Origin of the sequence: Novosphingobium sp. APW14 (assembly GCF_032337075.1) — a bacterium.
Lineage (GTDB): Bacteria > Pseudomonadota > Alphaproteobacteria > Sphingomonadales > Sphingomonadaceae > Novosphingobium.
Genome location: NZ_JAVYAB010000001.1, coordinates 365,416 through 391,695, shown reverse-complemented (window position 1 = coordinate 391,695; position 26,280 = coordinate 365,416). Strand labels below are relative to the sequence as shown.

25 protein-coding genes are annotated in these 26,280 nt (G+C 62.2%); 13 read left to right on the top strand and 12 right to left on the bottom strand.

The window, feature by feature from the left end:
• Positions 1-17 precede the first annotated feature (17 nt).
• Entirely contained in the window at positions 18-2,336 is a 2,319-nt protein-coding gene (locus tag RQP55_RS01995) for a patatin-like protein (protein ID WP_315608498.1), read from the top strand.
• Here the strand turns inward: RQP55_RS01995 and dnaJ are convergent.
• Together dnaJ and dnaK are read right to left on the bottom strand one after the other, a co-directional pair.
• On the bottom strand, positions 2,333-3,463 hold the full coding sequence (gene dnaJ / locus RQP55_RS01990) for a molecular chaperone DnaJ (RefSeq protein WP_315608497.1): 1,131 nt from the start codon (positions 3,461-3,463) through the stop codon (positions 2,333-2,335). The genes RQP55_RS01995 and dnaJ overlap by 4 nt on opposite strands.
• A gap of 143 nt (positions 3,464-3,606) precedes the next feature.
• Complete coding sequence (gene dnaK, locus RQP55_RS01985) at positions 3,607-5,526, bottom strand: molecular chaperone DnaK (protein WP_315608496.1); 1,920 nt, start codon at positions 5,524-5,526, stop codon at positions 3,607-3,609.
• A gap of 173 nt (positions 5,527-5,699) precedes the next feature.
• Here dnaK and RQP55_RS01980 point away from each other — a divergent pair, with 173 nt between their 5' ends.
• The gene (locus RQP55_RS01980; RefSeq protein ID WP_315608495.1) at positions 5,700-6,218 is read left to right on the top strand and encodes a copper chaperone PCu(A)C; all 519 of its coding nucleotides are present in this window, start codon (positions 5,700-5,702) and stop codon (positions 6,216-6,218) included.
• Between the two features lie 62 nt (positions 6,219-6,280).
• On the top strand, positions 6,281-6,712 hold the full coding sequence (locus tag RQP55_RS01975) for a vgr related protein (RefSeq protein ID WP_315608494.1): 432 nt from the start codon (positions 6,281-6,283) through the stop codon (positions 6,710-6,712).
• Here the strand turns inward: RQP55_RS01975 and grpE are convergent.
• Together grpE and hrcA are read right to left on the bottom strand one after the other, a co-directional pair.
• Entirely contained in the window at positions 6,709-7,275 is a 567-nt protein-coding gene (gene grpE / locus RQP55_RS01970; RefSeq protein ID WP_315608493.1) for a nucleotide exchange factor GrpE, read from the bottom strand. The genes RQP55_RS01975 and grpE overlap by 4 nt on opposite strands.
• Before the next feature lie 16 nt (positions 7,276-7,291).
• Positions 7,292-8,332 carry a heat-inducible transcriptional repressor HrcA gene (gene hrcA / locus RQP55_RS01965; RefSeq protein WP_315608492.1) on the bottom strand — a complete coding sequence of 347 codons (1,041 nt, stop codon included), beginning with the start codon at positions 8,330-8,332 and terminating at the stop codon, positions 7,292-7,294.
• 81 nt (positions 8,333-8,413) lie between these two features.
• Here hrcA and rph point away from each other — a divergent pair, with 81 nt between their 5' ends.
• The 4 genes from rph to RQP55_RS01945 are packed head-to-tail and all read left to right on the top strand — an operon-like array spanning position 8,414 to position 11,810.
• Entirely contained in the window at positions 8,414-9,130 is a 717-nt protein-coding gene (gene rph / locus RQP55_RS01960) for a ribonuclease PH (protein WP_315608626.1), read from the top strand.
• On the top strand, positions 9,127-9,756 hold the full coding sequence (gene rdgB / locus RQP55_RS01955) for an RdgB/HAM1 family non-canonical purine NTP pyrophosphatase (RefSeq protein ID WP_315608491.1): 630 nt from the start codon (positions 9,127-9,129) through the stop codon (positions 9,754-9,756). Before rph ends, rdgB begins: the two co-directional genes overlap by 4 nt.
• A gap of 9 nt (positions 9,757-9,765) precedes the next feature.
• A complete protein-coding gene (gene hemW, locus RQP55_RS01950; protein WP_315608490.1) occupies positions 9,766-10,917 on the top strand; it encodes a radical SAM family heme chaperone HemW in 1,152 nt (383 codons plus the stop codon).
• Complete coding sequence (locus RQP55_RS01945) at positions 10,914-11,810, top strand: tyrosine recombinase XerC (RefSeq protein ID WP_315608489.1); 897 nt, start codon at positions 10,914-10,916, stop codon at positions 11,808-11,810. Before hemW ends, RQP55_RS01945 begins: the two co-directional genes overlap by 4 nt.
• Here RQP55_RS01945 and RQP55_RS01940 read toward each other — a convergent pair.
• Genes RQP55_RS01940 through rsmI form a run of 4 tightly spaced genes read right to left on the bottom strand, consistent with a single transcriptional unit; the run spans position 11,807 to position 14,550 of the window.
• Entirely contained in the window at positions 11,807-12,394 is a 588-nt protein-coding gene (locus RQP55_RS01940; RefSeq protein ID WP_315608488.1) for a DedA family protein, read from the bottom strand. The genes RQP55_RS01945 and RQP55_RS01940 overlap by 4 nt on opposite strands.
• 12 nt (positions 12,395-12,406) lie before the next feature.
• Positions 12,407-13,363: a glutathione synthase gene (gshB, locus tag RQP55_RS01935; RefSeq protein ID WP_315608487.1), complete on the bottom strand. Its 957-nt coding sequence runs from the start codon at positions 13,361-13,363 to the stop codon at positions 12,407-12,409.
• Between the two features lie 9 nt (positions 13,364-13,372).
• Positions 13,373-13,726, bottom strand: coding sequence for a YraN family protein (locus RQP55_RS01930; protein WP_315608486.1), 354 nt, complete (start codon positions 13,724-13,726; stop codon positions 13,373-13,375).
• Positions 13,723-14,550 carry a 16S rRNA (cytidine(1402)-2'-O)-methyltransferase gene (gene rsmI / locus RQP55_RS01925; RefSeq protein ID WP_315608485.1) on the bottom strand — a complete coding sequence of 276 codons (828 nt, stop codon included), beginning with the start codon at positions 14,548-14,550 and terminating at the stop codon, positions 13,723-13,725. The genes RQP55_RS01930 and rsmI overlap by 4 nt, the downstream gene beginning before the upstream one ends.
• A 38-nt stretch (positions 14,551-14,588) precedes the next feature.
• Here rsmI and RQP55_RS01920 point away from each other — a divergent pair, with 38 nt between their 5' ends.
• On the top strand, positions 14,589-15,734 hold the full coding sequence (locus RQP55_RS01920) for a penicillin-binding protein activator (RefSeq protein ID WP_315608484.1): 1,146 nt from the start codon (positions 14,589-14,591) through the stop codon (positions 15,732-15,734).
• 57 nt (positions 15,735-15,791) lie between these two features.
• The gene (parE, locus tag RQP55_RS01915; RefSeq protein WP_315608483.1) at positions 15,792-17,777 is read left to right on the top strand and encodes a DNA topoisomerase IV subunit B; all 1,986 of its coding nucleotides are present in this window, start codon (positions 15,792-15,794) and stop codon (positions 17,775-17,777) included.
• An 8-nt stretch (positions 17,778-17,785) separates the two neighbouring features.
• Here the strand turns inward: parE and RQP55_RS01910 are convergent, their stop codons facing one another.
• Complete coding sequence (locus RQP55_RS01910; RefSeq protein WP_315608482.1) at positions 17,786-18,679, bottom strand: sensor histidine kinase; 894 nt, start codon at positions 18,677-18,679, stop codon at positions 17,786-17,788.
• 255 nt (positions 18,680-18,934) lie between these two features.
• Here RQP55_RS01910 and RQP55_RS01905 point away from each other — a divergent pair, with 255 nt between their 5' ends.
• From RQP55_RS01905 to RQP55_RS01895, 3 genes are all read left to right on the top strand, one after another.
• On the top strand, positions 18,935-19,780 hold the full coding sequence (locus RQP55_RS01905) for a MoxR family ATPase (RefSeq protein WP_315608625.1): 846 nt from the start codon (positions 18,935-18,937) through the stop codon (positions 19,778-19,780).
• Between the two features lie 18 nt (positions 19,781-19,798).
• Positions 19,799-20,980, top strand: a complete 1,182-nt coding sequence (locus RQP55_RS01900) for a vWA domain-containing protein (RefSeq protein ID WP_315608481.1) — start codon at positions 19,799-19,801, stop codon at positions 20,978-20,980.
• A 70-nt stretch (positions 20,981-21,050) separates the two neighbouring features.
• Entirely contained in the window at positions 21,051-21,854 is an 804-nt protein-coding gene (locus RQP55_RS01895; RefSeq protein ID WP_315608480.1) for a lipid II flippase Amj family protein, read from the top strand.
• A gap of 4 nt (positions 21,855-21,858) precedes the next feature.
• Here the strand turns inward: RQP55_RS01895 and RQP55_RS01890 are convergent, their stop codons facing one another.
• From RQP55_RS01890 to RQP55_RS01880, 3 genes are all read right to left on the bottom strand, one after another.
• Positions 21,859-23,160, bottom strand: coding sequence for an MFS transporter (locus RQP55_RS01890; RefSeq protein ID WP_315608479.1), 1,302 nt, complete (start codon positions 23,158-23,160; stop codon positions 21,859-21,861).
• A gap of 87 nt (positions 23,161-23,247) precedes the next feature.
• Positions 23,248-24,450, bottom strand: a complete 1,203-nt coding sequence (locus tag RQP55_RS01885) for a DUF1343 domain-containing protein (protein ID WP_315608624.1) — start codon at positions 24,448-24,450, stop codon at positions 23,248-23,250.
• A gap of 2 nt (positions 24,451-24,452) precedes the next feature.
• Positions 24,453-24,962, bottom strand: coding sequence for a hypothetical protein (locus RQP55_RS01880; RefSeq protein WP_315608478.1), 510 nt, complete (start codon positions 24,960-24,962; stop codon positions 24,453-24,455).
• Between the two features lie 92 nt (positions 24,963-25,054).
• Between RQP55_RS01880 and tyrS the strand changes: the two genes are divergently transcribed.
• Positions 25,055-26,278 (top strand): tyrosine--tRNA ligase, encoded by a 1,224-nt coding sequence (gene tyrS / locus RQP55_RS01875; protein WP_315608477.1) that lies wholly within the window; start codon positions 25,055-25,057, stop codon positions 26,276-26,278.
• The last annotated feature ends 2 nt before the right edge of the window (positions 26,279-26,280 follow it).

The window sequence follows — 26,280 nt, the reverse complement described above, 5'->3', positions numbered from 1 at the left end:
GCGGGTATATGAAAGCCATGCGCCAAAAGGAACTCCGCATCGCCCTTATCTGTTACGGAGGGGTGAGCCTTGCGGTTTACATGCACGGCGTGACCAAGGAATTGTGGAAGCTGGCCCGCGCCAGTCGCGCGCACATTTCGGGCGATAAGCCACCTTCAGGTACCGAAGGCGTATACCTTAAGCTGTTGCGCAGCATCGAACAGAACCAAAAACTGCGCATCCGTGTACTGCCCGACATCGTCGCCGGTGCCAGCGCCGGTGGCATTAATGGTGTGTTTCTCGCTCAGGCGATCCACTCCGGCCAAAGTCTGGAGCCCCTGACGGATCTATGGCTGGAGCGCGCGGATGTGGATATTCTGCTCGATCCTGACGCGCGACCATGGTGGCGGTTCGCAAAATTCTGGGCGATGCCCATTGTCTGGTTCCTGCTATCGCGTCGGGGAAATGTCGTTTCCCAAAGCGTAGCACCTGAAACGCGCGGTGAGGTTCGAACCAAACTTTCCCGCCTGATCCGATCGCGCTGGTTTGAACCGCCTTTTGCTGGTCTCGGTTTTTCCCGCCTTCTGGCCGAGGCGCTGGATGCAATGGCCAAGGGACCAGCCGAGGCGCCGCTGCTTCCTCCGGGGCACCCGATTGACCTGTTCGTCACGGCAACCGACTTTAAGGGACATTTGCAAACGCTTAGCTTGAATAGCCCCGCCAATGCCGAGGAAAGCGAGCACAGGCTTTCAATAGGTTTCCGCAGCAAGACCCCTGTTAGCGGCAAGGATGCGTTGGCCCCGATACCTGAGCTTGTCTTTGCAGCGCGCGCGACAGCCAGCTTTCCTGGGGCTTTCCCGGCACTGCAGACTGCAGAAATCGATGCACTTGTTGCAGAGCGCGGCGAACGCTGGGACAGCCGGGCAGCATTCTTCACCCGGATCATGCCAAACCATGCCAAGCTGGCAGACCTTGAAGGGGTTGCACTGATTGACGGTTCGGTTCTGGTGAATGCACCTTTCGCCGAAGCGATGGGCGTCCTGCGCGACCGCCCCGCCCAGCGAGAGGTTGACCGGCGCTTTGTCTATGTTGACCCTCACCCCGACCGGGTGGGCGGCATGCGGCGCAACGACCCACGCCCACCAGGGTTCTTCTCGGTGATCTTTGGGTCGCTGTCATCAATTCCGCGTGAACAGCCCGTGCGCGACAATCTAGAGACAATTGCCGAACGTTCGCGGGAGTTGGATGAATTGAAGCGGGTGGTTGATGCGCTCCGACCGGATGTCGAAGACGCCGTCGAGCGATTATTCGGCCGTACCCTGCTGTTTGAGTGGCCCAGCCAGCGGCGCCTGACCGCCTGGCGAAAAAAAGCGCAAGACGCTGCAGCCATTGGGGCAGGATATGCCTACCACAGCTACGGACAAATCAAATTCACCGCCATCGTCAAGGACCTGGCCCATACGATCCACGCCGCAGCGCCAGACATTTGTCCGTCGGCGAGCGGCTTAGAGCGGCATCTCAAATCCTGGCTAGACGCGATGGGATTTGACCAACTCGCTGCGATCAAAGGCGGGGCATCAATGGAAGCGGTCGCGTTTTTCCGCGATCACGATCTTGGCTACCGCATACGCCGTCTGCGCCATCTTGCCCGGCGGCTGTCCGAGGACTGGGACGACATTGATAGTGAGCATCCCCGTGCCCGCGAAGATGCCCGCGATGCAGTCTACCGCGCGCTGGGGCTTTACTTTGAGCGAGAGGGTGCAGCTTTCCTGGGCCAGGACTTTCTGCCCTTGGCGCGCAAGGTGTTTGAAGATCCTGCACCAGTCTTGGCAACAATGGCCGAGAAGCGCGGACTGGCTGACCTTGACGTGCAAGCAGAAGGTCTGCTGCTGGCGGCTCTGAAGCCCCTGCCCCGCGAATTGCGGAGGCGGATCCTGCTAACCTATCTTGGTTTCCCGTTTTACGACACGGCTACCCTGCCGCTGTTGCGCGGCGAAAACATCAATGAACTTGACCCAGCCAAGGTTGACCGGATTTCGCCCAATGATTGCCCGTCTATTCGAGCCGGCGGTGCGGCCGAGACGCTACGCGGGGTAGAGTTCTATAACTTCGGTGCCTTCTTCAGCCGCGCCTACCGTGAGAACGATTACCTGTGGGGACGCCTGCATGGAGCCGAGCGCATGATCGATCTTGTCGCCTCCGCCCTGCCCGCCGGTAGTATCGTTGAACCAAACGAGCTCATCGCCCTAAAACGGGAAGCGTTCCTCACAATCCTGGAAGAAGAGGATGCGCGTTTGCAAGCGGACCCCAATCTAATCGAACGGATCAGGGCAGAAGTTCAGGCCATCGAAAGCTAATCGGTCAGATCGCTCCAGGCTTCCTTGAGCTTATCAAAGAAGCCTTTGGATTCCGGACATTCATCACCAGTCTCGGTATCCTGAAGCTCGCGCAGCAGTTCTTTTTGCCGGGCGGTGAGCTTGGTCGGCGTTTCGACCATGATTTCCATCACCAGGTCCCCGCGCCCGCGTCCTTGCAGCACTGGCATGCCTGCACCGCGACGGCGGAGCTGCTTGCCCGATTGGATTCCGGCCGGGATCGGCACGGTGTGGCGCTCACCATCGATGCCAGGCAATTCAATCTCCCCGCCCAGTGCCGCAGTGGTGAAGCTGATCGGCACACGAGTCAGCAGCGTCGTACCATCACGCTCAAACACCGCATGGCGGCGAACGTGGACGAAAATGTACAGGTCACCGGCCGGCGCCCCGAATGGGCCCGCCTCACCCTTGCCGCCCAGGCGGATCCGGGTGCCGGTATCGACGCCCGGTGGAATTGTAACGTCAAGCGTTTGTGGTTGGTCAACTCGCCCTTCCCCGCCGCACTTGCGACAGGGCTTTTCGATCACCTCGCCGCGGCCGTGACAGGTCGGGCAGGTCCGCTCAACCATGAAGAAGCCCTGCTGGGCCCGAACCTGACCATGCCCGCCGCACAGGTTGCAACGCCGCGTTCCGGTTCCTGGCTCGCTGCCTGAACCGTTGCACGGCTGGCAATTGGCCGCGACTTCAATTTCGATCTGGGCTTGCTTGCCGTGGAAGGCTTCCTCGAGGCTGACCTCTAGATCATAGCGCAGGTCCGCGCCGCGCCGCGCCTGCTGGCGGCCACCGCCACCGAAGGCACTACCAAAGATCGTCTCGAAAATGTCACCCAAGTCGGAGAAACCGCCACCGGATCCGGCGCCACCACCCATGCCGCCATTCTGGAAGGCCGCATGGCCGAACCGGTCATAGGCTGCGCGCTTTTGTGGATCCTTCAGGCAATCGTAAGCCTCGCTGATAGCCTTGAATCGTGCTTCGGCTTCGGCATCGCCGGGGTTCTTATCCGGGTGCCAGCGCATCGCCAGCTTGCGGTACGACGACTTGATCGTGGCATCGTCCGCTCCGCGCTCCACCTCAAGCAATTCGTAATAGTCGATTTCGGCGCCCGCCACGTCGGTCTATCCCCCAACAAACCCCGTCACCCCCGCAAAAGCGGGGCCCCACCTCGAATGGTTGCGTTCGGCGGAACGAACCGGAGATGGGTTCCCGCATTCGCGGGAATGACGACGGCTGCTTTTTCGTGCTTCGATCAGGCTTAGCCCTTGTTGTTATCGTCGACTTCCGAGAATTCGGCATCGACCACATCTTCCGATCCCTCGGCAGCGGTCGCGCCGGCACCCGGGGAAGCGGCCGCGGCCTGTTCCTTCTCGTAAATCACCTGGCCCATTTTCATGGCCTTTTCGGTCAGGGCCTGGGTCTTGGCAGTCATGTCATCAGCGTCACCGCTTTCGATCGCGGTCTTCGCCTCGGCAATGGCAGCTTCGATTTCAGCCTTAAGGTCGGCATCAAGCTTGTCGCCATGCTCAGCCAGCTGCTGCTCGGTGGCATGGACCAGGCTGTCAGCATTGTTCTTCGCCTCGGCAGCAGCACGACGCTGCTTGTCTTCCTCGGCAAAGCGCTCGGCATCCTTGACCATCTGATCGATATCGGAGTCAGAGAGACCGCCCGATGCCTGGATCTTGATCTGCTGTTCCTTGCCCGTGCCCTTGTCCTTGGCACTGACGTTCACGATGCCGTTGGCATCGATGTCGAAAGTCACTTCGATCTGCGGCACACCGCGGCGGGCCGGTGGAATACCGACCAGATCAAACTGGCCGAGCAGCTTGTTGTCGGCCGCCATCTCGCGCTCACCCTGGAACACGCGGATCGTCACCGCCTGCTGGTTGTCCTCGGCAGTCGAGTAGACCTGGCTCTTCTTGGTCGGGATCGTGGTGTTGCGGTCGATCATGCGGGTGAACACCCCGCCCAGCGTTTCGATGCCGAGCGACAACGGCGTCACGTCGAGCAGCAGCACGTCCTTGACGTCGCCCTGCAGCACGCCAGCCTGGATCGCCGCGCCCATCGCCACGACCTCATCCGGGTTCACGCCGGTGTGCGGTTCCTTGCCGAAGAAGTCCTTCACAACTTCGCGAACGCGCGGCATGCGGGTCATCCCGCCGACCAGCACGACATCGTCGATGTCCGAAGCCTTGAGGCCGGCATCAGCCAGCGCCTTGCGGCACGGTTCCAGCGTGCGCTGGATCAGGTCTGCAACCAGCTTTTCCAGATCCGCACGGCTGATCGTTTCGACCAGGTGCAACGGCGTGGTGGCGCCGCCTTCCATGCGAGCGGTGATGAACGGCAGGTTGATTTCGGTGGTCTGGGCGCTCGACAGTTCGATCTTGGCCTTTTCGGCGGCTTCCTTAAGCCGCTGAAGCGCCAGCTTGTCGGTCTTCAGATCCATGTTTTCCTTGGCCTTGAACTTGTCGGCCAGGTACTCAACCAGCTTCGAGTCAAAGTCTTCACCGCCCAGGAACGTGTCACCGTTGGTCGACTTCACCTCGAACACGCCATCACCGATCTCAAGGACCGAGATATCGAAGGTGCCGCCGCCAAGGTCATAGACCGCGATGGTCTTACCGTCGTTCTTGTCGAGGCCATAGGCCAGCGCGGCCGCAGTCGGCTCGTTGATGATGCGCAGCACTTCAAGCCCGGCGATCTGGCCGGCATCCTTGGTTGCCTGGCGCTGCGCGTCGTTGAAGTAGGCCGGAACCGTGATTACCGCCTGGGTGACCGTTTCACCCAGATAGCTCTCTGCCGTTTCCTTCATCTTCTGCAGGGTGAAGGCGCTGATCTGGCTGGGCGAATAGTCTTCCCCGCCGGCTGCCACCCAAGCGTCGCCGTTCTTGCCCTTGGTGATGTTGTAAGGGACGAGCTCCATGTCCTTCTTGGTCAGGGGATCGTCAAACCGGCGGCCAATAAGGCGCTTCACCGCGAAAACTGTATTGTCAGGATTGGTCACTGCCTGGCGCTTGGCCGGCTGGCCAATCAGTCGCTCACCATCCTTGGTGAATGCGACGATCGAGGGGGTCGTCCGCGCACCCTCGGAATTTTCGATAACCTTAGGCTTACCGCCATCCATCACTGCAACGCAGCTGTTGGTCGTGCCGAGGTCGATACCGATTACTTTACCCATAGTACTGCCCATCCTTGGTCATATTCTGGACACCGCCCCCGCACCTTCCCAATCCCGGCAAAGGTGCCCTGCGGCTCATTGACCCGGCGGATATAGGAGCGGTTTTGCTTGGCACAAGGGCAGCGCAGCATTAGTCAGCACAGCAATATAGAACCCCAGCCCCGAGGATCCCCATGAAGCGCCTTGCCCCCCTGCTCCTGGCAATTTCGATCACTGCACTCGCCGCATGCGGACAGCAGGCCAGCAAGGATTCGGCAGCAGAATCTGCACCGGAGGCCAAGCCCGGTCTGGCCGTTACCGGGGCCGAACTGGTGCTGCCCGCGGTTAAGGGCAATCCGGCCGGCGGCTATTTCACCCTCGTCAATAACAGCGACAAGCCGGTTACCTTGGCGGCCGTCAGCATTGACGGTGCGGCCAAGGCCGAAATGCATGAAACCAAAGGTGGCACGATGGCTCCGCTAGCCAATCTCGAAATCAAGCCTGGTGAGACCGTAAAGTTTGAGCGCGGCGGCAAACACGTGATGGCCTTTGACCTCGATGCCAAGCTTACCGCAGGCGGCAATTCAGAGCTTACCCTGACCTTTGCCGATGGCGACAAGGTTTCGGCGCCCATCAAGCTAGCAGCAGCTGGTGCGGCGATGGAGCATATCGAAGGTATGGAAGGCATGGATCACTCGGAGCATTCCAACTGAGCAAGGCTGGCGCGGGTCATGCCTGCCCGGTCGGCGGTGAACGGCCGCTGACCGGCGGCGAAGTGGCGCTGGTCCAATCGGTTTTTAGCGCGGCGATTGACTGCGACATCGTCCGCATTCGCCGCCGCCGCTGGTTCCCGCTGCAACCGCGCCGGGTGACCATGGCGCCGATGGGGCACCTACACTTTCACCCGGCGTCCGAAAACTACTGCGACGATTTCGCCGCTGCCGACCTGCAACTGCAGGGGCATTTTATCCACGAGATGACCCACGTCTGGCAGGCCCAGACCCGCGGGCGCTGGCACCTGGTCCTGCGCCGTCATCCATTCTGCCGCTATGCCTATAGTCTGAAGCCGGGATGGCCACTCGAACGCTATGGGCTGGAACAGCAGGCAGAGATCGTCCGCCATGCCTTCCTGCTGCGCAACGGCCTACGGCTGGCCGGGGTCAGCGACCCCGGCGCCTATGCCGAACTGCTCAGATTTCCGGCCTAGTCCGGCTTCTTCGCCACGGCGACCATCGCCGGACGCAGCAGGCGGTCCTTGATCATGTAACCGGCCTGAAGCTCCTGAATCACCGTGCCCGGCGCGGCATCGGCCGAGGGCACTTCGATCATGGCTTGGTGCTGATTGGGATCGAGCGGCAGCCCCATCGCGGCAATGCGGTTGATGCCATGGGCCGCGAAGGCCTTGTCAATTTCACGCGCGGTGGCTTCGATCCCGGCGACCAGGTTCTTGAGCTTGTCATCCTCACGCAGTTCGGCGGGGATCGATTCCAGCGCGCGACTGAGGTTGTCCGACACCGAGAGGATATCCCGGGCGAAGCCCGTTGCCGCGTAAGCCCGCGCATCCTGGATATCCTTCTCGAGACGACGGCGGACATTCTGCGTCTCGGCCTTGGCGTAAAGCACTTCCTGCTTGGCCGCTTCAAGGTCTTCGCGCAGCCGGTCGAGCGCTTCGCCCAGCTTGTCGGTTTCCTGGTCCAGCAGTTCTTCGGGAACGCCAGCGAGTTCGGCTTCCACCGCGGGATCACCCTGCGGCTTGGTATCGTCAGTCATGTGCTCAAAAACCTGTCTATCGGATCAGCTTGCCCAGCGACTGGGCTGTGAAATCCACCATGGGGACTAGCCGCGCATAATTCAACCGCGTCGGCCCGATAACTCCCACCACGCCCACGACACGCCCATCCCGATCACGGTACGGCGAAGCGATCACCGAAGATCCGGAAAGCGCGAACAGCCGGTTTTCCGATCCGATGAATATCCGCGTCGCCTCTGCCTCGCGCGCGGCGTCAAGCAAGTCGGCCACCGATTGGCGGTTTTCCAGGTCGTCGAGCAATTGCCGGACCCGGTCGATATCGGTCATCGCGCCTTCGTCCAGCAGGTTGGCCTGCCCGCGCACGATCAGCACCGGACGCTGGGCTGCATCCTGGCTCCAGACCGCCAGGCCGCGTTCAACCAGGTCGCGGCTGGCCGCGTCCAGCGCGCTCTGCCCGGCGGCAATTTCAGCCCGCATCGCCCGCGCCGCTTCTGCCAATGTCCGGCCAGCAAGATGGGCGGTGATGTAATTCGATGCCTGCTCCAACGCGCCGGGAGTCAGCCCCAGCGGCAGCTCGACCACCCGGTTCTCTACCGCGCCGTCTGCGCCAACCAGCACGGCAAGCGCCCGCCCGGGAGCCAGCGGAACCAACTGCAAATGCTGCAATCGCGGCTCACGGCGCGGCACCATCACGACCCCGGCTGCGGCGGAAAGCTCGGACAGGATGGCACTGGTTGCCGTCAAGGCCGCCTCGATCGGGCCGGGTTGGCCCAGGCGACTTTCAATCGCGGCGCGCTCTTCAGCCGTCGGCTCGGCCACCTGCATCATGCCGTCCACAAACAGTCGCAGCCCCTGTTCGGTCGGCATCCGGCCTGCGCTGGTATGCGGCGCAGCCAGCAGGCCCAGCATCTCAAGCTCTTGCAGCACCGAGCGGATTGACGCCGGAGAAAGGTTCAATCCCGTCCCAGCCAAGGTCTTCGAGCCAACCGGTTGGCCCGAAGACAGATATCCCTCCACCACCAGGCGGAAAATATCGCGAGCGCGAGAGGTCAATTCGGTGATCGGCGAGGTGGACATTACAATGACAATTTAGAGCATGGGCTTGCAGCCTCAAGCCCAATGCGCCTAACGCTCCCCGAAACCAAGCGAGGATTTACCATGCGACCTTCCGGCCGCGCGCCCGACGAGATGCGCGCTATCAGCTTTGAGCCCCACTTCACCAAGCATGCCGAAGGTTCGGTGTTGGTCAGCTTCGGCCATACCAAGGTGATCTGCACGGCCTCGGTCGAGGAGCGCGTCCCGCCGTTCCTGCGCGGCAAGGGCGAAGGCTGGGTCACGGCGGAATACTCGATGCTGCCCCGCGCCACCCACACCCGCGGCAGCCGCGAAGCCGCCAAGGGCAAGCAATCGGGCCGCACCCAGGAAATTCAGCGCCTGATTGGCCGCAGCTTGCGCGCCGTCACCGATCTCAAGGCCCTCGGCGAACGCCAGATCACGCTCGATTGCGATGTGATCCAGGCCGACGGCGGTACCCGCACGGCGGCGATTTCCGGCGCCTGGGTGGCGCTGCGCCTTGCTGTTGACGGGCTGATCAAGCAGGGGCTGATCAGTGGCGATCCGCTGCCGCGCAAGGTTGCGGCAGTCAGCTGCGGCATCCATCAGGGCACCCCGGTGCTTGACCTGGATTACGATGAGGATTCGTCGGCCGATGCCGATGCCAACTTCGTGCTGATCGAAGGCGGCCAAATCGCTGAGGTGCAGGCGACCGCAGAAGGTGCAACCTATGATGAGGAAGGCCTGCTGCGCCTGCTTCGCCTCGCCCGGATCGGCTGCAACGGGATCTTCGCCGCGCAGGACAAGGCGGTTGGCAAGTGACCAAGCGACTGGGCGCCGAGACCCTGGTCATTGCCACGCATAACGCGGGCAAGCTCAAGGAAATCGGCACCCTGCTTGATCCCTATGGCATCAACTGCATCTCCGCCGGTTCACTAGGGCTTCCGGAGCCTGCAGAAACCGGCAAGACCTTTATCGAGAACGCGCTGATCAAGGCGCACGCCGCGGCAGAAGCTTCGGGCCTTCCTGCCTTGGCCGACGATTCCGGCCTCTGCGTCGATGCGCTTGGCGGGCGTCCCGGTGTCTACACCGCAGACTGGGCCGAGCGGCAATGGTTCGAGGGGCCCGCCGGGCGCGACTGGTACATGGCGATGGGCAAGGTTGAAGGGCTGCTGTGCGAACTTGGCCCCGCTGCCGATCGGTCATGCCATTTCGCCTGCGTCCTAGCGATTGCCTGGCCCGACGGGGAAAGCCTTGTTTACGAAGGCCGAGCCAATGGTACTTTGACCTGGCCCCCTCGCGGAACCTTGGGTTTCGGCTATGACCCAGTCTTCGTGCCACTGGGTGACACCCGCACCTTTGCCGAGCACGACCCCTTAGAAAAGCACGCAATCAGCCACCGCGCCGATGCCTTTGCCAAGCTGGTGGCGGAGCAGTTTGGCGGTTAAGACCGCAATATGGCCCGCGCACTCTACATCCATTGGCCGTTCTGCCTCGCAAAGTGCCCCTATTGCGACTTCAATAGCCATGTCCGCGAGACGGTAGACCATGCCGCGTGGGAAGCCACACTACTGGCAGACCTGCGGCATGAGGCAGAGCTTGCCGCCGGGGAACCACTCGGCAGCATTTTCTTCGGTGGCGGCACGCCATCGCTGATGCCGCCTGCCCTGGTCGCGCGGTTGCTGGCTGAGGCCGAACAGCTGTGGGGCTTTGCGCCAGGGATCGAGATTACCCTTGAAGGCAACCCATCATCGGTTGAAGCGGCGAACTATGCCGCACTGGCTGCCGCCGGCGTAAATCGGGCATCGCTTGGCATCCAGGCGCTCGATGACCAGACGCTGCGTTTCCTGGGCAGACTGCACGATGCGGACGAGGGATTGCGGGCGCTGGAAACGGCGCAGCGCGCGTTCAGCCGCGTCTCGTTTGACCTGATCTATGCCCGGCCGGGACAGACTGCTGAAGCATGGGCCGCCGAACTGCAACGCGCGCTCGGCTTCGGCACCAGCCACCTCTCGCTTTATCAACTGACGATCGAGCCGGGAACGCGGTTTGAAAGCATGGTCCGCCGAGGCGAATTTGCGCCGTTGGATGACGATAGTTGCGCCGATCTGTTTTCCCTGACCCGTCAAATAACCGCTGCTTCCGGTCTGCCGGCCTACGAAATCAGCAACCATGCGCGTCTGGGTGACGAGAGCCGCCATAACCTGACCTATTGGCGCTATCAGGATTACGTCGGGATCGGCCCCGGGGCGCACGGCCGCCGCAACGGGACAGCAACCGTGCGGCACAAGAAGCCGGAAAACTGGCTTAACGCCGTCGCAGCCAATGGCCATGGCATTGCCGAAAGCCGGGTTTTGGGGGATAATGAGCAAGCCGCCGAAGCCATGCTGATGGGCCTGCGGCTGCGCGAAGGGATCGATCTGGCAGCCATGTCTGCACGGTTCGGGCTGGCCGAGACTGCCCTGCTCGTTCCCGCCAAGGCTGAGCTCTACCAGCAACAAGGCCTGGTCTGGCAGAATGGCGCGAAAGCCGGCGTGACCGAAGCGGGAATGCCGCTGCTCGACGCCCTGCTCGGTGAACTGGTCCCCGCGGAACTGGTCGACGCATGAGCGCCAGCACCATTCTCAATGCCTGGCACGATCACCTGAGCCAAAGCCGCCGCCGCTCACCCCACACGGTGCGCGCCTATGTCGCCACGGCCGAGCGGCTGATCGAGGCGACCGGCCAGACCGACTGGCCAGCCCTCGCCCGGATCGATGCCGCCGCCCTGCGTCAGCAACTCGCCCGCCGCCGGGCCGAGGGGATTGGCAATGCCTCGACCGCGCGTGAACTTTCGGCCCTCAAGGGCTTTGTCGCTTTTGCCCGGGCTCAGGCGGGGATGACTGACCCTACCGCCCCACGCATGCGCGGCCCTCGCGTCAAGAAAGGCCTGCCGCGTCCGGTCACGCCGGACGAGGCGATAAATCTGGCAGCTGGGGTCGAGGAGAACACCGCGATCGAATGGATAGGGGCACGTGATCGGGCCGTCCTGCTGCTGCTGTACGGCGCAGGCCTACGTATCGCCGAGGCGCTCTCGCTCACCGGCGGGGCATTGCCGCTGGGCGATGTCCTGACCGTTACCGGCAAAGGCGGCAAGCAGCGCGCCGTGCCAGTCTTGCCGCTGGTTGCCGAAGCCGTTGCCGACTATGCGGCCAAGTGCCCGTGGTCGCTGGAACGCGACAAGCCGCTATTCTTGGGCGCACGCGGCGGGCCACTGTCGCAAGGCATGGTGCAAAAGGCGATGGCGGGAGCGCGCAAGGCGCTGGGCCTGCCGCCCACCGCAACGCCCCATGCGCTGCGCCACTCCTTCGCAACCCATCTGCTTAGCGCGGGGGCTGACTTACGCAGTTTGCAGGAACTACTCGGCCACGCCAGCCTGGGGTCGACCCAGATCTACACCAAAGTCGATGCGGCTGTGCTGTTGGATGTCTATCGCCACGCGCACCCGCGCGAGGTCGGTTAACCCTTTGGCTTCCAGGTAATCACGCGCCAGAGATAGGCCGCGACCGCCAATCCCATCATTCCGGTCACCGCCGGGCCGATCAGGTCTTGCTGGGTAGCCAGCCATTGCCCGCCCAGGATCAGGGCGGTGTTCCAGATCGCAGCGCCGGCAAAGGTAAACACCAGAAACCGGATATGGCTCATATGGGCCAGGCCGGCGGGCAAGGAAACAACGGTCCGCAGCAAAGGTGAAAAACGCAGGAAGAAGACAACCCACTGGCCGTGTCGCCGGAAGAATTCGGTGCCCTTCTCGATATCGTCCCACTCCACCGTAAGCCAGCGCCCCCAGCGAACCACGAAAGGCTCAAGCCGCTTGTAGGACAGCCGGTCACCCAGCAGGAACCAGACGTAATTGCCCATAGTCGAGCCAATCGTACCGATCAGCAGCAGCGGCCAGAAGGCAAATGTGCCCCGCGCCACGCCGACGCCGCCCAGACCCATAATGACCTCTGACGGGATCGGCGGGAAAACGTTCTCCAGGAACATCAGCAAGGCGATGCCCCAATATCCGCCCTGCTCGATCAGGCGGAGAATCCACTCATGCATTATCGGGGTTCCCTAACGGTGCTGCAGCCGCGCCTCGATTGCGTCCCAGATCCTGCCCGGCGTATCCGTGCCGTTGAAGCGATCGATCGCCAGGATCCCCGTGGGCGATGTCACGTTGATTTCCGTCAGCCACTTTCCGCCGATGACGTCGATGCCGACAAAAATCAAACCAAGCCGCTTCAGCTCAGGACCCATCGCGGCGCAAATTTCCAGCTCGCGTGCGGTAAGCTCGGTCGCTTCCGCGCTGCCGCCAACGGCCAGGTTGGACCGGAACTCCCCCTCGCCCGGCTTGCGGTTGATCGCGCCGGTCACTTCACCGTCGATCAGCACGATCCGCTTATCGCCCTGCGCCACTTCGGGCAGGAACGGTTGGACCATGTGCGGTTCTGGCCAGGTCTGGTTGAAAACCTCGAACAGGGCAGACAGGTTGTCTCCCTCGGCAGGCACGCGGAAGATTGCCTTGCCGCCGTTGCCGTGGATCGGCTTGACCACCACGGCCCCATGCTCAGCCTGAAAGGCGCGTACCTCGTCGACCGAGCGCGTGACCAGCGTTGGCGGCATGAAGCGGCGATAGTCCAGCACCATGACCTTTTCGGGCGCATTGCGGACCGAGCGCGGGTTATTGACCACAAGCGTCTCATGCTCGATCCGCTCCAGCAGGTGGGTCGCAGTAATGTAGCCCATATGAAACGGCGGATCCTGCCGCATCAACACCACATCGATATCGCGGCCCAGATCAAGCCGGACGGGATCGCCCTTGGTGAAATGATCACCGGAAACGCGCTGTACGGTTACCGGGTGCGCCACGGCGGTCAGCCGGTCATTGGCATCGAGCGTAAGCGCATTCACGTCATAGTGATAGACGCGGTGCCCGCGGGCCTGCGCCGCCAGCATCAGCGCAAAGCTGGAATCGCCATGGATGTTGATCGTTTCGATGGGGTCCATCTGGACCGCGACACGCAGGGTCATGCAAGTTCCTCAAGCCACCAGGGCGTTTTCCAGATGGCGCGGGAAGCGCCACGGTGCAAGCAGGAGAACGTCGATCCGGACAAGATCACCCTGTTTGGCATAACGGTGCGCCACGGCCTCGGCCGCTGCGGCGACCCGCCGCAACCGCCATGGATCAACCGCCTGATCGAGCAGAATGGCCGAAGCGCGCCATTTAACCTCAACGAAAATAACCGTTTTGCCGCGCCGGGCGATGAGATCGATTTCCCCACGCGGCGTCTTCACCCGCCGGGCCAGCATCCGCCATCCCTTGAGCCCCAGATAGAGCGCAGCCAGCGCCTCACCGCGGCGCCCCTGTGCCTCGCGCCGCGCGCGCTCGTTCACTTGAGCTCCAGCGCGCGGGCGTAAAGCACCTTGCGGTCCAACCCGGTTGCCCGGGAAACCGCCGCCGCAGCTTGCGAAGCTTTCTCGGTGGCCAGTGCAGCGAGCAGCAGGGCGTCGACATCGTGTTCAACCGCCGGGCCTGCTCCCGGCGGGGCAATGACCAGCGCGATCTCACCCTTGGGTGGGGCGGCGGTGTAATGGGCGATCAGTTCGGCTGCACTGCCGGTCCGGCATTCTTCAAACCGCTTGGTCAATTCGCGGGCTACGGCAATTTCGCGCGCCGGCAATTCCTCACCAATCGCAGCCAGGGCATCGGTCAACCGGGGCGCGGTTTCATAAAGCACCAGCGTGGCATTGATCGCGGCCAGTCCCCGCAGCGCTTCGCGCCGTGCCTTGTCCTTGCTGGGCAGGAAGCCCGCAAACAGGAAGCGGTCGCTTGGCAAACCGGCCAGGGTCAAGGCCATGATCGCCGCGCTCGGTCCCGGCAGGCTGGTCACCGCAATGCCCCGTTCGCGTGCGGCTCGAACCAGCTTGAACCCCGGGTCGGAGATCAACGGCGTCCCGGCATCGCTGACCAAAGCCACCGGCTTTTCACCAGCAAGAGCAAGGATATGATCGCGGGTCGCCTCGCTCGCATGATCATCATAGCGGATAAGCCGCTGTTTTATTTCGAGATGGTGCAGAAGTTTGCCGGTGACACGGGTATCCTCACAGGCTACCGCAGCCACGCCACGCAACGTCGTGATGGCACGGAGGCTTATATCCCCCAGATTGCCAATCGGTGTGGCAACAATATAAAGTCCCGGTGAAAGCGGCGCGTCCATAATCGGTTAATGGACTGCCACGAGGAGAGCGTAAAGTGATGACCTTCAATCGGCGCAATGTCGTCATGCTGGGTGCCCTCGTTCTGCTCGCCGGGTGCAAGGTCATACCCAAGGGCGTGCCGTCTTCGGCCCCGCCGCCGGATGAGCGTCCGGGCGATGGCCTGCCCGCCGATCAGCTGCGGCACCGGGTCGCCCTGCTGGTTCCGCTAAGCGGCCCGAATGCCGATGTCGGCCAGTCGATTGCCAATGCAACAACCATGGCCCTGCTTGATACCAATGCGCAGAACCTGCGCATCACCACCTATGATACCTCTGCCGGTCCCGCCGCGGCTGCGAACAAGGCTGTCCAGGATGGCAACAAGCTGATCCTCGGCCCGCTGGTGGGCGCTGAGGTGCCGTCCGTGGCCACCATCGCCCGCGCCGCCAAAGTGCCGATGATCTCCTATGCCACGGACCTGGGGGTGAATGCCCGCGATGTATTCGCGATGGGCACTGCACCGGGCAATTCGCTGGAACGGACCGTGGCTTTTGCCAAGGGCCGCGGGCTTGAACGGTTCGCGCTGCTGTTCCCCAATGGCGACTATGGCGCACGGGTCCGCGTGGCCTATGACAACGCCATCAAGGCCGCCGGCGGCAGCCTGGTTTCGGTTGAAAGCTATGACCGTTCCAACCCTTCGATCGTCAGCGCGGCCCGCCGCCTGCGCACGCGCGGCGGCTTTGATGCGGTCCTGATCGCGGATGGTGCCCGGTTCGCAGCCATGGCCGCGCCACAGCTCAAGGCTGCCGGCGCCGCGTCGCCGCGGATCCTCGGTACGGAACTGTGGAGCGGCGAAAGCGTGCTCAGCGCCACGCCGGCCCTGCGCGGTGCCTGGTTCTCCTCGATCACCGATTCCCGGTTCAAGACCTTTGCCGAAAGCTACCAGACCCGGTTCGGCGCGCGGCCATTCCGCGTTGCGACCCAGGGCTATGACTCAGTCTTGCTGACGATCCGCGTTGCGCGCGATTGGCGACCGGGCACCCCCTTCCCCACTGCCCGATTGGCTGATGTGGGCGGCTTCCTTGGCTTGGATGGCCCGTTCCGCTTCTCTCCCTCAGGCCAGATTGAGCGTGCGCTCGAAGTGCGCGAAGTCCGCGCTGGCTCCATCGCCGTGGTCAGCCCCGCCCCAGACAAGTTCGCGGACTGACGAAAACCCTCGCCCCCGCCTTGCTTCGCGGATTCCCTGCGTTCTATAGCCATGCCCATGGCTGATGACCTGTTTGAGAAGCTGCCCCAAAGCAGCGGCGATTCCTACGATGGTTCCGCGATTGAGGTTCTGGAGGGGCTTGAGCCCGTCCGGCGGCGCCCGGGCATGTACATCGGCGGTACCGATGAGCGGGCGCTGCATCACCTTGTGGCCGAAGTGCTCGACAACGCGATGGATGAAGCCGTTGCCGGCCATGCCAACCGGATTGAAGTGACGCTGGAAGAAGGCAACCGCCTGACCATCACCGATAACGGCCGCGGCATCCCGGTTGACGAACACCCGAAGTATCCCGGCAAATCCGCGCTCGAGGTGATCCTCACCACGCTGCACTCGGGCGGCAAGTTCTCGGGCAAGGCCTATGCCACTTCGGGCGGCCTGCACGGGGTTGGGGTCTCTGTGGTCAATGCGCTCTCCACCCTCACCCGGATCGAGGTGGCCCGCAACAAGGAGCTTTACGCGCAGGAATTCTCGCGCGGTTTGCCCACTGGCCCGCTTCAGCACCTGGGCGGCACCCCCAATCGGCGCGGCACGTCCGTCACCTTTGTCCCGGATCTCGAGATTTTCGGTGAGGATGCAAAGTTCAAGCCGGCCCGCCTGTTCAAGTTGGTCCGCTCAAAGGCATACCTCTTTGCCGGGGTCGAAATCCGCTGGAAGTGCGCCGCCAGTCTTGCCAGCGAAGACGTGCCGGCAGAGGCCGTGTTCCAGTTCCCCGGCGGCCTGGCCGATCACCTGAAGGAACAGATTGGCCCGCGCGAATGCGTTACCAGCCAGTTCTTCTCCGGCTCGCAGGACTTTCCCGGTGAAGAACAGGGACGCGTCGAATGGGCTGTCGCCTGGCCGCTGTGGAGCGACGGCGCCTATTCGTGGTATTGCAATACGATCCCGACCCCCGATGGCGGCACCCACGAAGCCGGCCTGCGCGCCGCGCTGACCAAGGGCATCCGCGCCTTCGCAGATCTTGTCGGCCAGAAAAAAGCCAAGGATATCACACCGGAAGACGTGATCACCGGCAGCGAGATCATGCTTTCGGTCTTTATCCGCGACCCCCAGTTCCAGAGCCAGACCAAGGACCGACTGACTTCGCCCGAAGCCGCGCGACTGGTGGAAAACGCGGTGCGCGATCACTTCGACCATTTCCTGACCGACAACATGGAGCGCGGCAAGGCGCTGCTCGGCCATGTGCTGGAACGGATGGATGAGCGCCTGCGCCGCAAGCAGGAGCGCGAGGTCAAGCGCAAGACCGCAACCAATGCCCGCAAACTGCGCCTGCCCGGCAAGCTGACCGACTGCACCGGCGAAGGCGATGCCGAAACCGAACTGTTCATCGTCGAAGGCGATAGCGCCGGTGGCAGCGCCAAGCAGGCCCGCGATCGCAAGACCCAGGCGATCCTGCCGATCCGCGGCAAGATCCTGAATGTCGCCAGCGCCACGGCGGACAAGATCCGCGCCAACAGTGAAATTGCTGATCTTGGCCTCGCGCTTGGTTGCGGCTTCCGCAAGGACTGCAACCCGGATAACCTGCGCTATGACCGCATCATCATCATGACCGATGCCGACGTGGACGGGGCGCATATCGCCACGCTGCTGATGACCTTCTTCTTCCAGGAGATGCCGGAAATCGTACGCCGCGGACACCTTTATCTGGCGCAGCCGCCGCTCTACCGCCTTACCGCCGGCAAGGAGAGCGCCTATGCCCGCGACGATGCCCACCGTGCCGAACTGGAAGCAACCCGGTTCAAGGGGAAGAAGGTTGAAGTCGGCCGGTTCAAGGGTCTGGGGGAAATGAACCCTGGCCAGCTGCGCGAAACGACGATGGACCCGGCCAAGCGCAGTCTGATCCGCATTACTCTGCCTCCCGAATACGAAGGCCGCGCGGCGGTAAAGGATCTGGTTGATCGCTTGATGGGACGCGATCCTGCGCAGCGTTTCATGTTCATCCAGAACCGCGCAGCCGATATCGATCCGGATTTAATCGACGCCTGATCCGAATTTCAGTCTGACGGCGCCAGAGCGGCCACTGCAAGCTTAAGCCGCATCTGGCACTTCAGTCCGTCAGGCTCGAAGGACAGGATCGCCGGCCCAAGGCTTGGGTGCACCAAAAGTGCGCTGCCGAGACCTTGATGCACAGGACGGCGCACGGCAGGGCCGCCAGTCTCCTTCCAGAGAAGACTTGCTTCATGATAGGTCTGATCGATCTCAAGTTCGATTGTGACCCTTCCACCAGGCACAGAAAGCGCCCCGTGCTTTAACGCGTTGGTGCAAAGCTCGTGAACCGCCAAAGTCAGCGGAACGCAGCTCGCCCCTGCCAAATCACCTGTTGATCCAAGCACTTCGATACGGTTGTCCTGCATGAATGGTTCACACGCGATCTCCACTATTTCGCGCAGATCGCATTGATCGGCGCCATTGCGCGACAGGATATCCAGACCGCGCGCCATAGCGTTCATGCGCTTGGTAAAAATGGGCATGAACCCCATCGGATCAGACTTGTAAGTTAGCGCGGCCAGGGCGTTTACGATGACCAGCGAGTTTCGAACCCGATGCATCAACTCGCGGTTAAGAAACTCTGCTCGATTGTTGGCGTCTTGCAGCCGTGCGACGGTAACGCGCAAGGTTTGTGCAATCGCAACGAGCATCAGGCAAGACAGGACAAACAGCCCCATCATCGCCATCATCTGCCAATCGCCGAATGCAGCGTCCCGCGCTCGCCAGAAAACCAGCTTCACCACGGCTATTGAAATGAAGATGCTGACAACACCAGCGCGCCAGCCAGCCAGCAGCGCAACAATCACGATGGCGGGGAAATAGGTGACAAATGGAAGGTAATCTGCGGCCATTCCGAATGCCAGGCGCAAAATGGACGCACTCGTAATCAGCACGGCCATTATCACAGCGCTGCGCCATGGGCTCGGAGCCCGCAAAAGCTGAGATTGCACGAATTCTTGTCGCGTCATCACCACCACTCCGTGCGGCTCGTCAAAGGACTAGCTCGGAATGGGGACGGCTGGCAATGACATCGCACCGCAGCAATCTGATGATCGAAGGCCGCGCGGATTAAACTGCGCTATTCGCGCTTGCCTAGCCCGGCTGGCCTGCTTATCGTTTAACCGTACGATTAATGACCGGGGATGACCATTTCCATGCAGCGCTTTGAAGGGACTTCGAACTACGTCGCCACCGACGACCTGAAGGTGGCGGTCAATGCCGCAGTTGTTCTGCGCCGCCCGCTGCTGGTGAAGGGTGAACCAGGCACGGGCAAGACCGTACTGGCCCACGAAATCGCCAAGGCTACCAACGCCCCGCTGATCGAGTGGAACATCAAATCGACCACCAAGGCCCAGCAGGGTCTCTATGAGTATGATGCGGTTGCCCGCCTGCGGGATGGCCAGCTGGGTGACGAGCGGGTTCACGATATCGCCAATTACATCAAGAAGGGCAAACTGTGGGAGGCCTTCACCTCGCCCCAGCTTCCGGTTCTGCTGATCGACGAGATCGACAAGGCCGATATCGAGTTCCCGAACGACCTGCTTCAGGAACTCGACCGGATGAGCTTTGACGTGTACGAAACGAAGGAGCGGATCGCGGCCAAGGAGCGCCCGATCGTCGTCATCACCTCGAACAACGAGAAGGAACTGCCCGACGCCTTCCTGCGCCGCTGTTTCTTCCACTATATCAAATTCCCTGATCGGGAGACGATGCAAGCCATCGTCGATGTCCACTTCCCCGGTATCCAGAAGACCCTTGTCGCCAAGGCGATGGACATCTTCTACGAAGTGCGTGAAGTGCCCGGCCTGAAGAAGAAGCCCAGCACCAGCGAACTGCTCGACTGGCTCAAGCTGCTTCTGAATGAGGACATGCCGCTTGATGTCCTCCAGAACCGCGATCCGGCCAAGGCTATCCCTCCGCTCCACGGCGCGCTGCTCAAGAACGAGCAGGACGTTATGCTGTTCGAACGACTGGCCTTCATGGCCCGCCGCCAGAGCTGATCGGGAACGGCCGGGCCCATGTTCTTCAATTTCATCGACGAGCTGCGCAGCGCAGGCATCCAGGCCTCCTTCAAGGAGCACCTGGTTCTGCTCGAAGCGCTCGACAAGGATGTGATCGAACAGACGCCCGAGCAGTTCTATTACTTGTCACGCGCCATTTTCGTGAAGGACGAAGGTCTGCTCGACAAGTTCGACCAGGTCTTCAACAAGGTCTTCAAGGGCATCCTGACCGACTATGGCCAGAACCCCGTCGACATTCCCGAAGAATGGCTGAAGGCGGTCGCTGAAAAGTTTCTGACGCCCGAGGAAATGGAAGCGATGAAGTCGCTCGGTTCCTGGGAAGAGATCATGGAAACGCTCAAGAAGCGGCTCGAGGAGCAGCAGAAGCGCCACGAAGGCGGCAACAAGTGGATCGGCACCGGCGGCACCTCGCCCTATGGTAACAATGGCTACAACCCTGAAGGCGTCCGGATCGGCGGCGAAAGCAAGCACAAGCGCGCGCTGAAGGTTTGGGAAAAGCGCGAGTTCCAGAACCTCGACAACACGCGGGAGCTGGGCACCCGCAACATCAAGGTTGCGCTCCGCCGCCTGCGCCGCTTCGCCCGCGAAGGCAACCCGGATGAGCTGGACCTTGAAGGCACGATCGAAGGCACGGCCAAGCAGGGCTGGCTCGACATCCGCATGCGGGCCGAGCGCAAGAACGCGGTCAAGGTGCTGCTGTTCCTTGACGTTGGTGGTTCGATGGATCCGTTCATCAAGCTGGTCGAGGAACTGTTCAGCGCAGCCACCACCGAGTTCAAGAACCTGGAATTCTTCTACTTCCACAACTGCCTTTACGAAGGCGTGTGGAAGGACAACAAGCGCCGCTGGAGCGAGCGGACCAACACCTGGGACATCCTCCACAAGTACGGCCACGATTATAAGGTGATCTTCGTCGGCGATGCGGCGATGAGCCCCTATGAGATCACCCATCCGGGCGGCTCGGTGGAGCATTTCAACGAGGAAGCCGGCTCGGTCTGGCTGCAGCGCATGGCCCATGTCTATCCCGCCACGGTCTGGCTGAATCCCGTGCCCGAAAAGCAATGGGGCTATTCGCAAAGCACCAAGGTGATCAAGGAACTGATCGGCGGCAACATGTTCCCGCTGACCCTGGATGGCCTGGACGGCGCGATGCGCGAGCTAACCCGCAAGAAACATTAGGCCATCGGGAAACTGTGGAGCGATGAGGCCGCTGCTGGCCCATCGCGATCCGGCCCGCTAGAAGCGCGCCATGGATAGTCAGCTCCTTGTCATCTGCCTGCTTACGGCAGCGATCAACCTGATCGGCACCCTTGCCTATGCCGCCCGCATTGCCGGAGTAAGAACGCGCCGCATCGCGATGAGCTTTGCCCTGTTCAACATCCTGGTGCTGGTCAGCCGGACATCCAATTCCTTCCTTGGGCCGTTCCTGGCCAAGCGGATCGAAGTGCGCATTACCGAAGGCGGCGGCGAAGCCCTGTTGTTCGATTTCCACCTGGTGCTGGCATCGGCCTCGCTGGCGGTGCTGATCGGCATCCTGCTGGTGCCAACCGGTCAACGGCTATTCGCTGCGGCAATTGGTCATTTTCAGGAGCATCGCTCCACCACCCGGATGTTGCTGCGTACGGCCACGCCTGCAGGGCTCAATACCTTGCGCACCGCGCTTACTCCGCCCAGCCCGAAAATCATCCGGGAACTGGTCAAAGAGCGGGGCGTAAGCTGGAGCGTTTTGCTAGCCAACTGCCTGGCCCAGGCGCTGATCACCGTTGGCGTGGTCGCCTCGCTCTATGCCGGATATCTCAATCCCGATTTCCGCGTAACCGCATCGCAGCTGTCAGCCGTGGTCAATGGCTTCGCCACGATCCTGCTGTTTGCGCTGATCGATCCGCAGTTGTCGGTCATGACCGATGACGTGGTCGAAGGTCGGGTCAGCGAGCCGTTGTTCCGGCGCACCATCGTCTGGATCAGCCTCAGCCGCCTCGCTGGCACCCTGCTGGCGCAGCTGCTGTTCCTGCCTTCCGCCCAGGCAATCGCCTGGGTGGCCAATTACGTTTGAGCCCTCACCCCTTCTGATCAAGCTCGGCATTCAGACGAAGGCTGCAGCGCCAAAAGAAGAAGGCCGGGACGAGCCCCAGCCAAGCCGCGCCAAACAGCACGTAGCGTACCGAATCCGTTCCGTATTCCGGCTTCAGCCATTCTGACAACATGCCGAAGAACAGCGGGCCGAACCCGAGCCCAATAAGGTTCTGGCAGAACAGCATCACTGCTGCGGCAATGGCCCGGGCGCGCATCGGCACCAGCCCTTGGGTGCTGGAATAGCAAGGGCCGTAATACAACGAATTGAGCACTGTCGGGACCATCAACAGCAACAGGGCCAGGCGCCAGTCTGTCATGAAATAGGCCGCAAAGGCCATTGGCGCGGCGATTACCATCCCGATGGCCGGTGCCGTCATCACATGGCGGCGATTGTGCTTGCCATAGCGATCAGCCAACCAGCCCCCCAACCACGTGCCAAAGGCCCCGGCGATCCCGCCCCACAGGCCAAACCAGAACCCAACCTCACCCGGGGTCAGGCCGTGGCTGCGCTGGAAGAAGATCGTCGTCCAGGTCGATTTGCCGTAAGACAGGAACGAGGCCGATGAACCTGCGGCCAGTAGCAGGATAAACGCGCGCGACCCGAAGATGCTCTTAAGCGCGTCCCACGTTGCCATCGTCGGCGCGGAGCTGCCCATGTTCAGCGAGGTTCCGTCGCGCCGGGGCTCCTTCAGCAAGACCAGCACCACCAGCGCGAGCAAAAGACCCGGGATGCCGACCCAGACGAAAGCGCCACGCCAGCCAACAGTGTCGGCCAGCACACCACCAATCAGCATGCCCAGCAAACCGCCGAGCGGAATACCCAGCGAATAGAACGCCAGCGCGGAGGCGCGACGGTTGGCCGGGACTTTGTCTGCAATCAGCGAATGAGCCGCCGGGGTGCAGCCCGCCTCCCCAACCCCAACCCCGATCCGGGCCAGGAGCAGCTGCGCATAAGTGGTCGCCATGCCGCTCACCGCGGTCATGGCTGACCATAGCGCCAGCGCCCCGGCAATCATACGGCCCCGATGCGTGCCAGGCCGATCGGCATAACGCGCGATCGGCAATCCCAGCACGGTATAGAACAGCGCGAAAGCGATGCCCGTCAACAACCCGATCTGGGTATCGGAAAGGTTCAAATCCCTCGCGATCGGCTCGGCCAGGATATTGACGATCTGCCTGTCAATGAAGTTGAAGATGTAAACGACCAGCAGCAACCACATGGTCAGCCGCACAGAGTCCCCGGCACGAACCGAAGAACGGGCCGAACCCGCCATCGCATCGCTCATTAATCATCCTCTCGCCGGGCGGTCGTTGCCGCCTTGATTCCCATCCTCGGCCAAGGTGACGGGCAGGCGCGACCGGGTCAACCCGGCTCAGGGATAAAGCAGGTATGCCTGCGAAGTTTCGGCCCAGGCGGCCTCATCATGGCCGGCAACGGCCTCAAGATCGCCCGCCTGTGCTGCCGGATCGTCAACCCATTCCCGCAGCGCAGGCCCGCCATTGATCACATCGATCGCAAGGCGATTGAACTCATACTCATAGGGGAAGTCCCGCCACAGCGCATATTCGGGATAGAGCTGGCGGATCGCCTTGAAGGCCAGCGCCTGCAAACGCCACGGGCGGAACGCGTGGTGGTCGTAAAAGCCACCCTCGGCGTGGATCATCAGCCCATTGCACAGCGTCTTGGCATGCTTGTGAAACGTCGGTTCAAACCAGCATTCGCGCAAGGCGCAGCCCGCCAGCCAATGCGCGGCCAGTCGCTGCATTTCGGCATGGACCGCCTTGGCATCGACATCGGGCGCGCCAAACAGCACTTCCAACGGACGGGTGGTGCCGCGTCCTTCAGACAGGGTTGCACCTTCCAGCATCACCGTGCCGGCATAGGCGCGCGCCATGTTGAGGCTTGCAGCGTTTGGACTGGGGTTGATCCAGATCCGGCTTTCCGGCCAGCCCCACCCCGGCCCACTCTCAGGCGTCCAGCCTTCCATCGTGACCACGCGGTAGGGAACGTCGAGCCGGTTCTCCGCGATGAACCACTGGCCCATCTCACCCAGCGTCAACCCGTGGCGCATTGGCATTGGCCCTGCACCAACAAAGCTTTCCTGCCCCGGCACCAGCAGCGTCCCCTCAACCGGACGTCCGGCTGGATTGGGGCGATCAAGCACCCACACTTCCTTGCCGGTGCCCGATGCAGCCTCCAGCAGGTAAAGCAACGTGGTGACAAAGGTGTAGATCCGGCAGCCCAGGTCCTGCAGGTCGAACAGGAAGACATCGGCCGTGGACATCATCTGCCCGGTCGGGCGCCGGACTTCGCCATAAAGGCTAAAGATCGGGATGTTGTATTGCGGATCGAGTTCATCCGGCGTCTCGACCATGTTGTCCTGCTTATCGCCCTTAAGCCCGTGCTGCGGGCCAAAAGCCGCAGTCACGTTGATCCCGGCGGCGATTAGCGCATCAAGCGAATGGGTCAGGTCCGCGGTCACGCTGGCCGGGTGCGCCACCAGTGCCACGCGCTTGCCCACCAGCGGCGCGCGCAGCGCAGGATCGGCCAGCAGACGATCGATGCCGAACATCACGCTCATGCCGCCAGCTCCAGCGCGCGGCATTCACTGGCGTGAAATTCGGGCGCGCCGGTTCGGAAGGCCAATGCCCAATAGCGGTTGATGCCGTCTTCATCCTCGATGATCGCGTTCAGGGCCACGGTCGCAGGAAGCGGCAAAGCGGAGCGAATGTCCGCAACCAGCATCAGCTCGCTCGCATTCGCCGTTACCGCAATCTCCACCGCGGCGGGCGCATCGCGCATGCCTTCCCGGAAGGCGTCAAAGTCATAGCAGGCCCAGCGCGTGGACGGAGAAAGGTTGAACTCGCGATAGCTGGTGCCGTCGTGGCTCCAGAAAATCTCGAAGCAGGTCGTTTTCCAAAGGTTATCAAACCGGCCGGGCGCGGCGACGGCCGGAACGGCGATCTTTGCCACAGCGCCCTGCGCCACAAAGGTTGCGCGGCAACCGTCGGCGGTGGGGACAATATCGGCCGTGATCGAATGGATCGATCCCGGCGCGCAATCGGGGTGGAGAACCAGCGTCTGCATCGCTGCCTAATGCCCGGAGCCACCCCTGGCATCAAGCCGCTCTTCATGCAGCACTTGGGCTTGTCCGCAACCGCTGCTATGGGCCCGGCGCGATGACATACCAATCCAGCCTCCTGCGCCTGCTCGAAGAGCGTGGCTACATCCACCAGCTGACCGATGCCGAGGGCCTTGATGCCCTTGCCAGCAAGCAGGTCGTGCCCGGCTATATCGGCTTCGATGCGACCGCGCCTTCGCTCCACGTCGGCAGCCTGGTGCAGATCATGCTGCTGCGCCGGCTCCAGCAGGCCGGGCATAAGCCCATCGTGCTGATGGGCGGCGGAACGACCAAGGTGGGCGATCCGTCGGGCAAGGATGAAAGCCGCAAGCTGCTGACCACCGAAACGATCGCGGCCAACATCGCTTCGATCCGCCGGGTCTTTGAACGGTTCCTGACCTTCGGTGATGGCCCAAGCGATGCGATCATGGTCAATAACGATGATTGGCTGGGGCAACTCGGTTACGTTGACCTGCTGCGCGAAGTTGGCCCGCACTTCACGATCAACCGGATGATGACCTTTGATTCGGTCAAGCTCCGGCTTGAGCGTGAACAGCCGCTGACCTTCCTCGAATTCAATTACATGATCCTTCAGGCCTACGACTTCCGGGAACTGGCCTTGCACCAGGGCTGCCGCCTGCAAATGGGTGGCAGCGATCAGTGGGGCAATATCGTCAACGGGATCGAGCTGTCGCGGCGGATGAACGGGATCGAGGTGTTCGGTGTCACCACTCCGCTCCTGACCACGGCCGACGGGGCCAAGATGGGCAAGACTGCCGCGGGCGCCGTCTGGCTTAACGAAGATGCCCTGCCCGGTTACGATTTCTGGCAATACTGGCGCAACACCGATGATCGCGATGTGGGCAAGTTCCTGCGCCTGTTCACCGACCTGCCGCTGGAAGAGATCGCGCGGCTGGAAGCCCTGCCAGGGGCTGAAATCAACCAGGCCAAGATCGTTCTGGCCAATGAGGTGACCCGCCTGTGCCGCGGCGATGAAGCCGCCAAGGCTGCCGAAGCAACGGCCGCGGCAACCTTTGCTGGCGGCGGTGTCGGGGAAGACCTGCCCGAGCTTTCGTTGCCGGCGGAAGGTCTGGGGCTGATCGATGCCATCGTCGGGATCGGCTTTGCCGCCAGCCGTGGTGAAGCCAAGCGGCTGATCGCCGGTGGCGGCGCCCGGGTTGATGGGGAAAGCATTACCGACGAATCGCACCACATTACGGGTGGGTCCGAGGTCCGCATTTCAGCGGGAAAAAAGAAGCACGGCGTGCTTCGCCCGGCCTGACA

What these genes read in the sequence shown, in the direction of transcription:
- RQP55_RS01940 (WP_315608488.1), bottom strand. Translation starts at nt 12,394, where the DNA reads ATGCATGAGTGGATTCTCCGCCTGATCGAGCAGGGCGGATATTGGGGC.
- RQP55_RS01910 (WP_315608482.1), bottom strand. Translation starts at nt 18,679, where the DNA reads ATGGCCGTGCTGATTACGAGTGCGTCCATTTTGCGCCTGGCATTCGGA.
- RQP55_RS01890 (WP_315608479.1), bottom strand. Translation starts at nt 23,160, where the DNA reads ATGAGCGATGCGATGGCGGGTTCGGCCCGTTCTTCGGTTCGTGCCGGG.
- hrcA (WP_315608492.1), bottom strand. Translation starts at nt 8,332, where the DNA reads ATGTCCACCTCGCCGATCACCGAATTGACCTCTCGCGCTCGCGATATT.
- RQP55_RS01880 (WP_315608478.1), bottom strand. Translation starts at nt 24,962, where the DNA reads ATGCAGACGCTGGTTCTCCACCCCGATTGCGCGCCGGGATCGATCCAT.
- RQP55_RS01900 (WP_315608481.1), top strand. Translation starts at nt 19,799, where the DNA reads ATGTTCTTCAATTTCATCGACGAGCTGCGCAGCGCAGGCATCCAGGCC.
- gshB (WP_315608487.1), bottom strand. Translation starts at nt 13,363, where the DNA reads ATGACCCTGCGTGTCGCGGTCCAGATGGACCCCATCGAAACGATCAAC.
- rph (WP_315608626.1), top strand. Translation starts at nt 8,414, where the DNA reads ATGCGACCTTCCGGCCGCGCGCCCGACGAGATGCGCGCTATCAGCTTT.
- rsmI (WP_315608485.1), bottom strand. Translation starts at nt 14,550, where the DNA reads ATGGACGCGCCGCTTTCACCGGGACTTTATATTGTTGCCACACCGATT.
- RQP55_RS01895 (WP_315608480.1), top strand. Translation starts at nt 21,051, where the DNA reads ATGGATAGTCAGCTCCTTGTCATCTGCCTGCTTACGGCAGCGATCAAC.
- tyrS (WP_315608477.1), top strand. Translation starts at nt 25,055, where the DNA reads ATGACATACCAATCCAGCCTCCTGCGCCTGCTCGAAGAGCGTGGCTAC.
- dnaK (WP_315608496.1), bottom strand. Translation starts at nt 5,526, where the DNA reads ATGGGTAAAGTAATCGGTATCGACCTCGGCACGACCAACAGCTGCGTT.
- RQP55_RS01920 (WP_315608484.1), top strand. Translation starts at nt 14,589, where the DNA reads ATGACCTTCAATCGGCGCAATGTCGTCATGCTGGGTGCCCTCGTTCTG.
- RQP55_RS01995 (WP_315608498.1), top strand. Translation starts at nt 18, where the DNA reads ATGCGCCAAAAGGAACTCCGCATCGCCCTTATCTGTTACGGAGGGGTG.
- RQP55_RS01980 (WP_315608495.1), top strand. Translation starts at nt 5,700, where the DNA reads ATGAAGCGCCTTGCCCCCCTGCTCCTGGCAATTTCGATCACTGCACTC.
- hemW (WP_315608490.1), top strand. Translation starts at nt 9,766, where the DNA reads ATGGCCCGCGCACTCTACATCCATTGGCCGTTCTGCCTCGCAAAGTGC.
- RQP55_RS01905 (WP_315608625.1), top strand. Translation starts at nt 18,935, where the DNA reads ATGCAGCGCTTTGAAGGGACTTCGAACTACGTCGCCACCGACGACCTG.
- parE (WP_315608483.1), top strand. Translation starts at nt 15,792, where the DNA reads ATGGCTGATGACCTGTTTGAGAAGCTGCCCCAAAGCAGCGGCGATTCC.
- RQP55_RS01945 (WP_315608489.1), top strand. Translation starts at nt 10,914, where the DNA reads ATGAGCGCCAGCACCATTCTCAATGCCTGGCACGATCACCTGAGCCAA.
- grpE (WP_315608493.1), bottom strand. Translation starts at nt 7,275, where the DNA reads ATGACTGACGATACCAAGCCGCAGGGTGATCCCGCGGTGGAAGCCGAA.